Annotated in this window: 15 protein-coding genes and 1 pseudogene; 10 read left to right on the plus strand and 6 right to left on the minus strand. The window is 69.9% G+C overall.

Features of this window, described 5'->3' with window-relative positions; genetic code table 11:
* Positions 1-10 precede the first annotated feature (10 nt).
* The 3 genes from OG357_RS19215 (at position 11) to OG357_RS19225 (ending at position 1,951) form a co-directional block, all read left to right on the plus strand.
* Positions 11-874 carry a GNAT family N-acetyltransferase gene (locus tag OG357_RS19215; protein WP_329622323.1) on the plus strand — a complete coding sequence of 288 codons (864 nt, stop codon included), beginning with the start codon at positions 11-13 and terminating at the stop codon, positions 872-874.
* Between the two features lie 116 nt (positions 875-990).
* Entirely contained in the window at positions 991-1,449 is a 459-nt protein-coding gene (locus OG357_RS19220) for a MarR family winged helix-turn-helix transcriptional regulator (RefSeq protein ID WP_317597235.1), read from the plus strand.
* Between the two features lie 49 nt (positions 1,450-1,498).
* The gene (locus tag OG357_RS19225) at positions 1,499-1,951 is read left to right on the plus strand and encodes a GNAT family N-acetyltransferase (RefSeq protein WP_329622324.1); all 453 of its coding nucleotides are present in this window, start codon (positions 1,499-1,501) and stop codon (positions 1,949-1,951) included.
* A 101-nt stretch (positions 1,952-2,052) separates the two neighbouring features.
* Here the strand turns inward: OG357_RS19225 and OG357_RS19230 are convergent, their stop codons facing one another.
* Positions 2,053-3,435, minus strand: coding sequence for a serine hydrolase domain-containing protein (locus OG357_RS19230; RefSeq protein ID WP_329622325.1), 1,383 nt, complete (start codon positions 3,433-3,435; stop codon positions 2,053-2,055).
* 86 nt (positions 3,436-3,521) lie between these two features.
* Between OG357_RS19230 and OG357_RS19235 the strand changes: the two genes are divergently transcribed.
* The 5 genes and pseudogenes from OG357_RS19235 to OG357_RS19260 form a co-directional block, all read left to right on the plus strand.
* Complete coding sequence (locus tag OG357_RS19235) at positions 3,522-4,442, plus strand: NAD-dependent epimerase/dehydratase family protein (RefSeq protein ID WP_329622326.1); 921 nt, start codon at positions 3,522-3,524, stop codon at positions 4,440-4,442.
* A gap of 57 nt (positions 4,443-4,499) precedes the next feature.
* Positions 4,500-5,102 carry a hypothetical protein gene (locus OG357_RS19240; RefSeq protein WP_329622327.1) on the plus strand — a complete coding sequence of 201 codons (603 nt, stop codon included), beginning with the start codon at positions 4,500-4,502 and terminating at the stop codon, positions 5,100-5,102.
* On the plus strand, positions 5,099-5,770 hold the full coding sequence (locus tag OG357_RS19245; RefSeq protein ID WP_329622328.1) for a hypothetical protein: 672 nt from the start codon (positions 5,099-5,101) through the stop codon (positions 5,768-5,770). The genes OG357_RS19240 and OG357_RS19245 overlap by 4 nt, the downstream gene beginning before the upstream one ends.
* Before the next feature lie 53 nt (positions 5,771-5,823).
* On the plus strand, positions 5,824-6,414 hold the full coding sequence (locus tag OG357_RS19250) for a hypothetical protein (protein ID WP_329622329.1): 591 nt from the start codon (positions 5,824-5,826) through the stop codon (positions 6,412-6,414).
* A gap of 317 nt (positions 6,415-6,731) precedes the next feature.
* A pseudogene (locus OG357_RS19260) lies at positions 6,732-7,061 on the plus strand (alpha/beta fold hydrolase); the annotation flags it as partial.
* Between the two features lie 19 nt (positions 7,062-7,080).
* Here the strand turns inward: OG357_RS19260 and dnaB are convergent.
* Positions 7,081-8,562: a replicative DNA helicase gene (gene dnaB / locus OG357_RS19265; RefSeq protein ID WP_329622330.1), complete on the minus strand. Its 1,482-nt coding sequence runs from the start codon at positions 8,560-8,562 to the stop codon at positions 7,081-7,083.
* 423 nt (positions 8,563-8,985) lie between these two features.
* Between dnaB and OG357_RS19270 the strand changes: the two genes are divergently transcribed.
* Positions 8,986-10,323, plus strand: a complete 1,338-nt coding sequence (locus tag OG357_RS19270) for an MATE family efflux transporter (protein ID WP_329622331.1) — start codon at positions 8,986-8,988, stop codon at positions 10,321-10,323.
* An 85-nt stretch (positions 10,324-10,408) separates the two neighbouring features.
* On the opposite strand, the gene rplI is transcribed toward OG357_RS19270, so the two are convergent.
* The 4 genes from rplI to rpsF all read right to left on the minus strand — a co-directional run bounded on the left by rplI (position 10,409) and on the right by rpsF (position 12,132).
* On the minus strand, positions 10,409-10,855 hold the full coding sequence (gene rplI / locus OG357_RS19275) for a 50S ribosomal protein L9 (protein ID WP_024760420.1): 447 nt from the start codon (positions 10,853-10,855) through the stop codon (positions 10,409-10,411).
* 18 nt (positions 10,856-10,873) lie between these two features.
* A complete protein-coding gene (gene rpsR, locus OG357_RS19280; RefSeq protein ID WP_005315025.1) occupies positions 10,874-11,110 on the minus strand; it encodes a 30S ribosomal protein S18 in 237 nt (78 codons plus the stop codon).
* Positions 11,111-11,168: 58 nt separating this feature from the next.
* Positions 11,169-11,768 (minus strand): single-stranded DNA-binding protein, encoded by a 600-nt coding sequence (locus tag OG357_RS19285; protein ID WP_056653712.1) that lies wholly within the window; start codon positions 11,766-11,768, stop codon positions 11,169-11,171.
* 73 nt (positions 11,769-11,841) lie between these two features.
* Positions 11,842-12,132, minus strand: a complete 291-nt coding sequence (gene rpsF / locus OG357_RS19290) for a 30S ribosomal protein S6 (protein ID WP_005482942.1) — start codon at positions 12,130-12,132, stop codon at positions 11,842-11,844.
* A 287-nt stretch (positions 12,133-12,419) separates the two neighbouring features.
* On the opposite strand from rpsF, the gene OG357_RS19295 reads away from it, so the two are divergent.
* The gene (locus OG357_RS19295) at positions 12,420-12,737 is read left to right on the plus strand and encodes a hypothetical protein (RefSeq protein WP_329622332.1); all 318 of its coding nucleotides are present in this window, start codon (positions 12,420-12,422) and stop codon (positions 12,735-12,737) included.
* Positions 12,738-12,849: the final 112 nt, after the last annotated feature.

Consider the following 12,849-nt stretch of genomic DNA (forward strand, 5'->3'; position numbering starts at 1 on the left):
CCTGAAAGGCATGCCGACTTCCCCCTCAGCTCTCGCTCAGCTCCCCATCCGGCGCCTCACCGCGGACGACCTCCTCGCCTGCGCCGACCTCTCCGAGAACCGGGGGTGGCTGCGCGAAGAGCACAAGTGGGGCCATCTACTGACGGCGGGCACCGGCTACGGCATCGACGACCCGTCCGGCACGGGGCTGGTCACCTGCTGCGTGGTCACCTCGTACGGCCAGGAGCTCGCCGCGATCGGCATGGTGCTCGTCGCCGAGGCGTACGCACGCCAAGGGGTGGGACGCCGGCTCATGCAGCACGTCCTGGCGGAGGCGGGTGACACCCCGCTGACCCTGTATGCCACCGCCAACGGCCAGCCCCTCTACGAGCAGCTGGGCTTCATCGAGACGAGCCGGTCCGAGATGGTGCGCGGACAGTTCAGCTTCACCACGCCCGCACCGGACGTCCCCGTCCGCCCGGCGACCGCCGAGGACCTCCAAGCGATCGTGCGCCTGGACCGCGAGATCTTCGGCCTCGACCGCACGCACATCCTCACGCGGCTGCCCGCGTTCGCGGACCACCTGCGGGTCGCGGAGGAGGACGGCGAGATCATCGGCTTCGCGGCGGCCTGGCCCAACATGGACACGCATGTCGTCGGGCCGCTGATCGCCAAGGACCCGGCCACGGCCCAGGCGCTGATCGCCTCCCTTGCCGCCGCCACCGACCGGCCTCTGCGCACGGACATCGACGTACGCCACACGAAGCTGCTGAGCTGGGCGAAGGAAAACGGCATCGACTCGATCACCACCACCGCCGTGATGGTTCGCTCCCTCCCGGACCTCCCCGGCGACTGGCGCCGGCGCTTCGCCCCCCTGACCGTCGCGGCGGGCTGACCTCCGTTTCCCCTCGGCACCCGGGCAGATTTACTTGCAGACGCGCATTATTGCGCCGCATCGTCTACCCTGGTTCGTGAGCCGCTCCGGCGCCGAGGAGAGACCGAGGAGAGACCATGACCGCCACGGACCCCGCACTGACCGCGCTCTCCCAGCGCTGGTGCGCCCTCTCCCTGCTGCACGGCAGGATCGAGTCGCACATCGAGCGCGCCCTGGAGTCCCGGCACGGTCTGAGCGTCCGCGAGTACTCGCTCCTCGACGTCCTCAGCCGCCAGCACAGCGGCCCCGGCGGTCACCTCCAGATGAAGCAGGTCGCCGACGCCGTCGTGCTGAGCCAGAGCGCCACCACCCGGCTCGTCACCCGGCTCGAGGACCGCGGCCTGCTCACCCGGTACCTCTGCGCCACTGACCGGCGGGGCATCTACACCGATGTCACCGAGGCCGGCCAGAAGCTCCTCGAAGAGGCCCGTCCCACCAACGACAGCGCGCTGCGTGAGGCCCTCGACGAAGCCGCGAAGAACCCCGAGCTGGCGCCTCTGGTCCAGGTCGTGGAGGGCGTGGGCGTCACCGTCTGACGCGGGGGAAAGGCGGCGGCAGCGGAGGAGCGTGCGTACGCTGCGGAGCATGAGCGATCTTGACGTACGCCCTGCCGTCGCCGCCGATCTCCCGGCCATCGTGGCGATGCTCGCCGACGACCCGCTGGGTGCGCAGCGCGAGTCCCCCGACGACCTCTCCCCGTACCTCGCCGCTTTCGAGCGCCTCGCGAGCGATCCCCACCAGCACGTCGTCGTGGCGGTCCGCGGGGAGAAGGTCGTCGGGACGCTCCAGCTGACGGTGATCCCCGGACTCTCCCGCCGGGGGACCACCCGCTCGATCATCGAAGGCGTCCGCATCCACGCCGACGAGCGCGGCAGCGGACTCGGAACACAGCTCATCGAATGGGCCGTCGAGGAGTCCCGCCGCCAGGAGTGCGGACTGGTCCAGCTGACCTCCGATGTCACGCGTACCGACGCCCACCGCTTCTACGAGCGGCTCGGCTTCGAGGCCTCCCACGTGGGCTTCAAGAAGAACCTCTGAGGCCACCCGGCGGACGGACAGCGCGCCGGCCGGCGACCCGGCGCGCTGTTTCACGTGAAACACGAGGTGGAGACCGCAGAGGCAACCACCAGGCGGACGGCTCAGAGGCCGCGCCAGCCTGCCTCGTCCACCCCGCCCGGCACCGCGTCCCCCGGCTCGTACGGCTCCCGGGTGAAGACGAAGGACCCCAGGTCGAGGTGGCTCACGCTGCCGTCGGGGCGCCGCACCACCCGGAGCGTCTCCCCCTCGTAGTAGCCGTTGAGGCCGACCCAACCGCCCTCGGGCAGCGCACGGAAGCGAGCCCGCCGCCCGGCTCCCCTCAACGGCTCCAGCACCACGGAACGCTCGGGCCCGAGCCGGAGCCCGTAGGAGTACGTGCCCCAGTACCAGGGCCCCGTCAGGGAGAGCAGCTCCTCATCGGCCTCGGCCTCCGGAAGGGGGCGCCAGGGCTCCGGGAACTTGGGCTCGGCGTCCGCCACGATCCGCACGAGATCGGCCGCCACGGCTGCTGTCAGCGGGCCGGACGTGGCATTGGCGAGAGCGATCCCCGCCAGTCCGTCCTCCACGCTCACCCACAGACAGGCGACGAAGCCCGGCAGCGAGCCGGTGTGCCCGATCAGGGTCCGGCCGTCCCTGCGCAGCAACTGGAGACCGAGCCCGTAACTCCCCTCCCAGTCACCCTCACCGGCGGGGGAGGCCGGAGCCCGCATCTCCTCCACGGAGGCCGCCACAAGCACCTGCTCGTCGCCCGCCGTGAGGAACACGGCAAACCGGCCGAGGTCCGCTGCCGTCGACCACAGCTGTCCGGCCGGCGCCATCAGCCCCAGGTCCTCGGACGGCTCGGGCAGCATCACATCGGCCCAGGGATGCACCGCCCAGCCACCCGTGTGCGGGGCGACCGGGTCGAGCGTCGTACGGCTCATCCCCAACGGCTCCAGGATCTCGCGCCGCAGCACCTCCTCCCAGGAGACCCCGCGCAGCTCCTCGACGAGCGCACCGAGCAGGGTGTAGCCGGGGTTGGAGTAGTGAAAGCCGCGCCCCGGGGTCCGGAGGGAGGGCCGCTCCCCCAGGACGTCGGAGAGCTCCGGCCGCAGCGTGGCGGAGGACCGTTCCCACCACTGGCCGGGTGTCTCGGCCGCGAGGCCACCGCTGTGGCCGAGGAGCTGAGCGATCGTCACCTCGCCGACGCTCGTCCCCTTGAGGTGGCGCTCCAGTGGATCGTCGAGGTCGATCAGTCCCTCGTCCCGCAGGCGCATCACCAGCACGGCGGTGAACACCTTGGTGAGGGAGCCGATCCTGAACTGCGTGTCGGCATCCGGCGCGTGCCCGTCCACGCAGCTGCGCGAACCACTCCACACCAGCGCTCCGTCACGGACCACCGCCCCGACGAAGGAGGGCGCGCGCCCTTCGGACTGGGCGACCGCCACGCGGTGCAGCAGAGCCCGCTCGGTACCGGGCAGCAAGGCGTCGAAAGATGTCGTCATGGAACCCATCCAACGTGATGTCACATCCGAAGCTTCCCGATCCGTCCCATGAACATCACCGGATCGGATCGGAAGGGAGCACGGACATGAAGGTTCTGCTGGCAGGAGCGAGCGGCGCACTGGGCCGGAGCGCCACCCGGCAGCTGACCGCCGCCGGCCACGAGGTCGCCGGGCTCGGCCGGGGCACCACGAACACGCTGCGCGCCGACCTCCTGGACGCCGACGCCGTCCTCAGCGCCGTGGACGGTCTCGCCTTCGACGTCGTCGTCCACGCGGCGACCGCGCTCAAGGGCGAGTCGATGGCACGCCACCAGAGCATGGTGCCGACCAATGCCCTGCGGACCCGGGGCACGGAGAACCTGCTCGCCGCCGCCCGCGCGACCGGCGCCCGCCGGTTCGTGGTCGAGTCGATGATGTTCGGCTACGGCTACGGCGACCACGGCACCGGCCTCGTCACCGAGGAGAACACCCCCTTCGGCCCGCGCGGCACCACCACGTGGCTGGAGCGCCACGTCGGCGCCATGCGCACCAAGGAACGCATGGCCTTCACCGCGGAAGGACTGGAGGCGATCAGCCTGCGGTTCGGCTTCTTCTACGGCTCCGGAGTCACCGACGCCGACGTGCTCCCCCTCCTGCACAAGCGCTCCCTGCCCGTGGTCGCCGACCACGGACGCGCCCTCTCCTGGGTGGACGTCGACGACGCGGCACGGGCCGTCGTCCTGGCCGTCGGGAGCGGCACCCCGGGCCAGGCCTACAACATCGTCGACCGCACCCCGCTCCCCTTCGGCACGCACGTCCAGGAGGTCGCCGCGGCCTTCGGGGCTCCCAAGCCCCTGCGGGTCCCGCTCTGGCTGCTCAAGCCGGCTCCCCTGGTCCACACCTGCATGACCAGCCAGCTGCGCCTCGACGCGAGCAAGGCCGAGCGGGAACTCGGCTGGTCGCCCACCCACGCCGACAGCCTGACGGGTGTCCGGGCCCTCGCCTCCGCCCACCCCGCTGCGGCCTGAGCGGAGCAGTGCGAGGGGAGCGGCGCGCTGTCAGTGGTGGCTGTGACCATGGCGCGTATGGAGATCTTCGAATGGGGGCCGCTGCTCAGGCTGTGGAGCGAGGAATGGCTGGAAGCACGGGCCGCGGAGGACCCGGAGGAGTTCCAGGATCTGGACGAGGACCTCGTGCAAAACCGCTGGCTGGGGTTCGCCCCGGCGGATCCGGCACGGCTCGCGGCTCTGGACGAGCGGGTCCGAGGGCTCGGGATCGAGGTGCCGCTGCCTCCGTCCTTGCGCGCGTTCCTCGAAACGACCGACGGCTGGCGGCACGCGGGCGGCTTCGTCTACCTGTTGGCGGGCGCGGAGGGCATCGGGTCATACGGAGATCCTCACGACCTGCAGCCCTTGTACGAGGAGTACCTGGACGAGGACCCGCCCGAGGAGGAGGTGCTCCTCGCCGGCATGTGGGGCCGGGCGCTCCAGCTTTCCCTCGACTCGGACATGACCGACGTGCTGCTCGACCCGGGCGACGTGGGCGCCGACGGCGAGTGGGCGGTGTATGTCCGTCACGGGTGGGGCGGTGAACGACCCAGCCGCTACGCCTCGTTCCGCGTGTTCATGGGGGACATGTACAAGGAGTTCTACCGGGCGGCGCTCACGCCGGCTTCGAGAACACCGTGACCCGGGAACGCGACGCCATGGTGGAGACGGCCCGGCTGGCCTGTCCGAGAGGTGAACTGGACGAGGCTCTCACCCTCTTCGGCGAGGCGCTGGATTTCGGCAGGCCTCGGGCCGGCCTGCTGACCTCGCAGCTCCGGGCACTGCTCGACGGGCACGGCTGGGTGCCGGTCGACCCGCGCATGGACGATCCGCTGTACGCGGGCGAGGTGCTGCCCCTGAAGGTGCGCGACCATCTGCGCGACCGCCACGGGCACGACGACTCCGTACTGGGCCCCGCGACCGAGGAGTACGCGGAGGACAGGGAGCGGGCCAGAGCCGTTCTGGAGCAGCTGAGGCAGCGCACCTACGAGTACACCTCACCGGGCCCCTTCGGGCTCGCGGTCACCGAGGCCAGGGAGCTGGCGCGCTGGGGCGACACGGACGGCGCCTGGCGGGTCCTCGCGGCGGCGGTCCCGCGGTGGGAGCCGTACACGGTGGACCACGTGGCGCCGTTCGGCCTGCTGGCGGATCCGCTGCTCGGGCCGGTCATCACACCGGAGCGGGGCCGGCAGTTGCTGACCACACCCCGGGCGCCGGTCAGGGCGCGGCGGCGCCCGCGCCCATCGCTGAGGCAGAGCCGGGGACAGGGACGGGGACGGGGACAGCGCGCGACGGGCTCGGGTGGCTGACACGTGCAGGCCTCACGAGCGGACTGCGCCGGGACCCGTACCGGTTCGTCCTGGTGGAAGGCGTACCCCCTGAAGAGCTGGCCGAGCGGTTCGGCACGGGACCCATGGAGCCGGTGGCGAGCGAGACCGACCTCTGGCGGCTGGAGGCCGCGGCCCGGCGAAAGCGCGCCTTCCCCAGGGCGCGGATCGGCGCCCTGAACGGCTGGAGCTTCGCCTTCGAGTCGGCCCACTGGCTCGGCTTCGACCCGGCCCGCCTGATCGCCCCCGGCCCCGATCTGTCGCACGGCACCCGCGCCCTCACTGTCTGGTGGGAGCCGGGCCTCTTCCACTTCGCGTGCGCCGAGGACGGCGAGCAGCGGTACGTCTTCACGGTCCATGAGACCGACCGGCACCGGACCGGCATCCTCCCCGCCGCGCTCGACCCCGACCGGCTGTTCCCGGACCCCTTCGGGCCCGCCGTCGACCGCTCGGACGAGGGCCACGCCCTGGACGCGATCGCGGAGGCGTACGGCGTCTCGCTGCCCCGGTTCGCCCTCGACCAAGGCAGACTGCACACGATCCCGACCCGGCAGTGGACCAGACCGCCGGAGCCGCCGGAGCCCGGGACGCCGCCGTATCTGACGTTCACGCGCACGCGCAGGTAGGCGGGCGGCCTGTGGGGTCTCGTACTCGGCTTCATACGGCGCGGCTGCGAGCGTGGGTATCGGGCGGGTGTTCCACGGTCGGCCATGCGCGGTCGTCCACCGTCAGGATTGGCTCGCCCAGCACGGTCGCCGGGGTTGTGCCGATGAACTCCATGACGTCCCGATGCAGATGGGACTGGTCGTAGTCGCCGCCGTCCGCCGCGACTCGGGCTGCGCCTTCACCCGCGACACGTCGTCGAGGGACACCAGGGAACCGGCCAGATCGGCCGGAGAGGCGCCCAGAACCGCACCTGCGATCACTGGGGACAGGCGCACCTGCACGCACCGCATTCCGCGCGGGATACCAGGTCCCGCAAGAACTCGTCGACGAACTGCGCGGCATGACCTACCGCGCGCTCACCGCGGCGATGCAGGCGTCCATCGCCTATCTGAACCAGCGTGCGCTCCCGGATCGGCTGATGGCCCTCGGCAAGCCATTGCAGGTGATCTTCGGCGACCAGGACCGCAGATGGCGCCCCTCGTCCGCAGCCGACTACCACGTCGTTCCGGGCGCGAGAGTCGAGTTGCTGCCCGGTGCCGGCCACACACCCATCCTGGAGGATCCGCCGCGGACCGCCGCGCTCCTCCTGTCCTTCGCCGAGATCTGAGAGCCCACGCGGCCTCCGGTCAGGTCTGGGCCATGTCCACGAAGCGCGAGTAGTGGCCCTGGAAGGCCACGGTGATCGTGGCCGTCGGGCCGTTACGGTGCTTGCCCACGATGATGTCCGCCTCGCCGGCCCGCGGGGACTCCTTCTCGTAGGCGTCCTCGCGGTGCAGCAGGATCACCATGTCGGCGTCCTGCTCGATCGAGCCGGATTCACGCAGGTCGGAGACCATCGGCTTCTTGTCGGTGCGCTGCTCGGGACCACGGTTCAGCTGGGAGAGCGCGATCACTGGCAGCTCCAGCTCCTTGGCGAGGAGCTTGAGGTTTCGCGACATGTCGGAGACTTCCTGCTGACGGCTCTCCTGCCGCTTGGAGCCGCCCGACTGCATCAGCTGGAGGTAGTCGATGATCACGAGCTTGAGGCCGTTGCGCTGCTTGAGGCGGCGACACTTCGCCCGGATCTCCATCATCGACAGGTTCGGGGAGTCGTCGATGTACAGGGGCGCCTGGGAGACGTCCGGCATGCGGCGGGCGAGCCGCGTCCAGTCCTCGTCGGTCATCGTGCCGGAGCGCATGTGGTGGAGCGCGACCCGGGCCTCCGCCGAGAGCAGGCGCATCGCGATCTCGTTGCGGCCCATTTCGAGGGAGAAGATGACGCTGGGCAGGTTGTGCTTGATGGAGGCCGCCCGGGCGAAGTCCAGGGCGAGGGTCGACTTACCCATGGCGGGACGGGCCGCGATGATGATCATCTGGCCGGGGTGCAGTCCGTTGGTGAGCGAGTCGAGGTCGGTGAAGCCGGTCGGCACACCGGTCATCTCACCGCTGCGGGAGCCGATCGCCTCGATCTCGTCGAGGGCCCCCTCCATGATGTCGCCGAGCGGCAGGTAGTCCTCGGTGGTGCGCTGCTCGGTGACCGCGTAGATCTCGGCCTGCGCCGAGTTCACGATCTCGTCGACGTCTCCGTCGGCCGCGTAGCCCATCTGCGTGATCTTGGTGCCGGCCTCCACGAGGCGGCGCAGGACGGCGCGCTCGTGGACGATCTCGGCGTAGTACGAGGCGTTGGCCGCAGTCGGTACCGACTGGACCAGGGTGTGGAGGTAGGAGGCGCCGCCGACACGGGTGATCTCGCCGCGCTTGGTGAGTTCGGCGCCGACCGTGATGGGGTCGGCCGGCTCGCCCTTGGCGTAGAGGTCGAGGATCGCGGCGTAGACGGTCTCGTGGGCGGGCTTGTAGAAGTCGTTGCCCTTGATGATCTCCACGACGTCCGCGATCGCGTCCTTGGAGAGCAGCATGCCGCCCAGGACGGACTGCTCGGCGTCGAGATCCTGCGGGGGAACTCGTTCGAAACCGGAGAGTCCGCCGTCCCACGGGCCGTCGTTGCCGCGCTCTTGCTGGTCGTCCCGCCCGCGGCCCCGGCCGCGTCCTTCTCCTCGGGTACGGGTGGGCAGCCGGTCGCTCGGTCCGCTGTCGGCCCAGGGGTCGTCCATGGGCTCGGGAACGCTCACCAAGCACCTCCTCCCGTCCGCTCCGCGGACCTCGCCGTGCCACTCTTTCTTACGCCACGGCCTTGATCAACGAGTGGCTTTGCGACCGCTGCTGGCGCGTCGGGTGCCGGACCACGGTAGGCCCGCGAGGAGCGTCAGCCAATCTGGTTATCCACAGGGCCTGTGGGTGAACGGCCAGATGCTGTGGAGAACTCCCCGGATCCTGTGCACGGAGCGGGGGACAGCCATGTGGACAAACTCATAGCACCCCCATCCTCACCCACCTGACCTGCACCTTTTCCATCCACGGCCTGTGGGGGAGAAAAAGTTCTCCCCCTGGACCAAGATCAGAACAAACGGCCCACACCCGAAGCCCCGCGCCATCGTAAAGTAATGGTCTCTGGCTCATTGCATCTCTTACCTGTGGAAGATTAGATTGACCCCATGATCCAGGCCCCCGCGACCTCCAAGGCCGTCCGTCGGCAGCACGACCGCGAGATCGTCTCCCTCGCCCTGCCGGCCTTCGGCGCTCTCGTCGCCGAGCCGCTGTTCCTGATGGTCGACAGCGCCATCGTCGGCCACCTCGGCACCCCCCAGCTCGCGGGTCTCGCGATCGCCGGCGTTCTGCTGTCCACCGCCGTCAGCGTCTTCGTCTTCCTCGCCTATGCGACCACGGCGGCCGTCGCCCGGCGCGTCGGCTCGGGCGACCTCCAGGCCGCCATCCGGCAGGGCATGGACGGCATCTGGCTCGCCCTCCTCCTCGGCGCCGCCGTTGTCGCCCTGACCCTGCCCACGGCGCCTTGGCTCGTCGACGTCTTCGGCGCCTCCGACACGGCCACCCCCTACGCCGTGACCTATCTACGGATCTCCAGCCTCGGCATCCCGGCCATGCTGGTCGTCCTGGCCGCCACCGGCGTCCTGCGCGGCCTCCAGGACACCCGTACGCCGCTCTACGTGGCCATCGGCGGCTTCGCCGTGAACGGGGCGCTCAACATCGGACTGGTCTACGGCGCCGGCCTGGGGATCGCCGGATCGGCCTGGGGCACGGTCATCGCCCAGTGCGGCATGGCCGCCGCCTACCTCGTCGTGGTCGTACGGGGTGCCCGGCGCCACGGCGCCTCCCTCCGCCCCGACGCCACCGGCATCCGGGCCTCCGCCCAGGCGGGCGTCCCCCTCCTGGTCCGTACGCTCTCGCTCCGCGCCGTCCTGATGATCGCCACCGCCGTCGCGGCCCGCATGGGTGACGCGGAGGTCGCCGCCCACCAGATCATCCTGTCCCTGTGGAGCCTGATGGCTTTCGCCCTCGACGCGATCGCCATCGCGGGTCAGGCCATCATCGGCCGCTATCTCGGCGCGAACGACGCCGACGGCGCACGCCAGGTCTGCCGCCGCATGGTCCAGTGGGGCGTGCTCTCCGGCGTGGTGCTCGGCGCGCTCCTCATCGTCGCCCGCCCCTTGTTCATCCCGCTCTTCACCGGCGACACCACCGTCCAGGACACCCTGCTCCCCGCCCTGCTGGTGGTCGCGCTGTCCCAGCCGATCTCCGGTGTCGTCTTCGTCCTCGACGGAGTCCTCATGGGCGCGGGGGACGGTCCCTATCTGGCCTGGGCCATGCTGCTGACCCTCGCGGCCTTCGCCCCGGTCGCCCTGCTCGTTCCGGCCCTCGGTGGCGGCCTGACCGCCCTCTGGTGGGCGATGACCCTGATGATGACGGTCCGGATGATGACGCTCTGGCTGCGCGCACGCTCCGGGCGCTGGATCGTCACAGGCGCCACACGCTGAACGTTTCACGTGAAACGGCGGAAGGGCCGCACCCCGAGGGGTGCGGCCCTTCCTCACTGCTGAGCGCAGAGCGCCAGCGGCAGCGTTACGCGGCGACGATCTCGACGCCGAGCTTCGCGGCAACGTCGGCGTGCAGACGCACGGACACCTGGTGCGAGCCCAGGGTCTTGATCGGCGAACCGAGCTCGACGCGACGCTTGTCGACGTCGGGGCCACCCGCGGTCTTGATCGCCGAGGCGATGTCGGCCGGGGTCACGGAGCCGAAGAGGCGGCCGGCGTCGCCGGAGCGAACGGCCAGGCGCACCTTCGTGCCCTCGAGCTGGGCCTTGATCTCGTTGGCCTGCTCGATGGTCGCGATCTCGTGGATCTTGCGGGCGCGGCGGATCTGCGCCACGTCCTTCTCGCCACCCTTGGTCCAGCGGATCGCGAAACCACGCGGGACCAGGTAGTTGCGAGCGTAGCCGTCCTTGACGTCGACGACGTCGCCGGCGGTGCCGAGGCCAGAGACCTCGTGGGTCAGGATGATCTTCATTTTTCGGTCACCCTTTCCTTATCGCGCTGTGGACGTGTAGGGCAGCAGCGCCATCTCACGGCTGTTCTTGACGGCCGTGGCGACGTCACGCTGGTGCTGCGTGCAGTTGCCGGTGACGCGGCGGGCACGGATCTTGCCACGGTCGGAAATGAACTTCCGCAGCATGTTCGTGTCCTTGTAGTCCACGTACGCGGTCTTGTCCTTGCAGAACGCGCAGACCTTCTTCTTAGGCTTGCGCACAGGCGGCTTCGCCATGGTGTTTCTCCTGTGTGATCAAGAAGTGGGGATACGAGCTGCTTCGAGGGCGTGTGCCCTAGAAGGGAGGCTCGTCCGAGTAGCCGCCGCCGGAGTTCCCACCCCAGCCGCCGCCTCCGCCGCCCTGCTGGCCGCCGGAACCGCCGGAACCGCCAGAAGGAGCACCGGTCGCCCACGGGTCGTCGGCGGGAGCACCGCCGCCACCCTGCGGGGCACCGCCGCCGGAGTTTCCACCCCAGCTGCCGCCACCCTGCTGCTGGCCACCGCCGCCGTAGCCGCCCTGACCACCGCGACCAGTGGTCTTGGTGACCTTGGCCGTGGCGTTCTTGAGGCTGGGGCCGACTTCCTCGACGTCCAGCTCGTAGACCGTGCGCTTGACGCCCTCACGGTCCTCATAGGACCGCTGCTTCAGCCGGCCCTGCACGACGACGCGCATGCCTCGCTGAAGCGACTCGGCGACGTTCTCCGCCGCCTGACGCCAGACCGAGCAGGTGAGGAAGAGGCTTTCGCCGTCCTTCCACTCGTTGGTCTGACGGTCGAAGGTGCGGGGGGTGGACGCGATACGGAACTTCGCGACCGCCGCACCGGACGGGGTGAAGCGCAGCTCGGGGTCGTCGACAAGATTGCCGACGACCGTGATGACGGTCTCGCCTGCCATGGGGGAACCTCTCGGCGGGATTGCTTCTGGCTGCTTGTAGCTACTCGAACCCGATGACCTCTGAGCTAGAAGCTCAGTGGGTCTCGGGGCGGAGGACCTTGGTCCGGAGGACCGACTCGTTCAGGTTCATCTGGCGGTCGAGCTCCTTGACGACCGCAGGCTCGGCCTGCAGGTCGATGACCGAGTAGATGCCCTCGGGCTTCTTCTTGATCTCGTACGAGAGACGACGACGGCCCCAGGTGTCGACCTTCTCGACCTTTCCGTTGCCCTCACGGACGACGGAGAGGAAGTTCTCGATCAGGGGGGCGACAGCGCGCTCCTCCAGATCGGGGTCGAGGATGACCATCACCTCGTAGTGACGCATGTGGAACCCACCTCCTTTGGACTCAGCGGCCACGGTCGTTCCGTGGCAGGAGGGTCGTGATGCGTAAACAACGGTATCCGCCACCACTGACAATCCCCCTCGACGAACGAGGGGCACTGTCGAGATCCAGGACGGACCCAGGGCAGACACCGGTGCAGACCGTACAGAGTACCTGCACATCGGCCTGCGGTTGAAATTCACCGGTGAGGGGACGCAATCTGTACACATCGGATGTCGGCGGCGCTAAGATGCGCCGCCGTCCGGCAGGCACGCCAGGAGGTGCCCCCATGGCACAGGCAATGCGACCCGACCCCGGCCATTCCCTCTTCGCGACCGACGGCAAGCCACACCCGCTCCAGGACACGCTGCTCGCCGTGACGCTGATCCTGGGCGTGCTCTCCTTCGTCACCGCCCAGTTCCACAGCCTCCACCTGCTGAGTTCCTGGTCGGGGCTGATCGGCATCCTGACCGGGGCCTACGGACAGTTCATCTCCGTGACGACCCGCGAGCGCTTCGCACTGGTCGTCGGCCTCGGCCTGGCGGCGGTGGGCTTCTACCTCGGCATGGCGCACGGCGGTCTGTTCGGAGGCGTCATCAGCGGCTGAGTCCGGCGGCACGTCAGGGCGGGCCCAGCGGCACGTCAGGACGTACACGCCCATCCGGGGCGCTCCCCGGTCACAGTAGGCTTCGGCGCGAGAGCCGGAGCCCCTGACCGAT

Origin of the sequence: Streptomyces sp. NBC_01255, assembly GCF_036226445.1 — a bacterium.
Classification (GTDB): Bacteria; Actinomycetota; Actinomycetes; order Streptomycetales; family Streptomycetaceae; genus Streptomyces.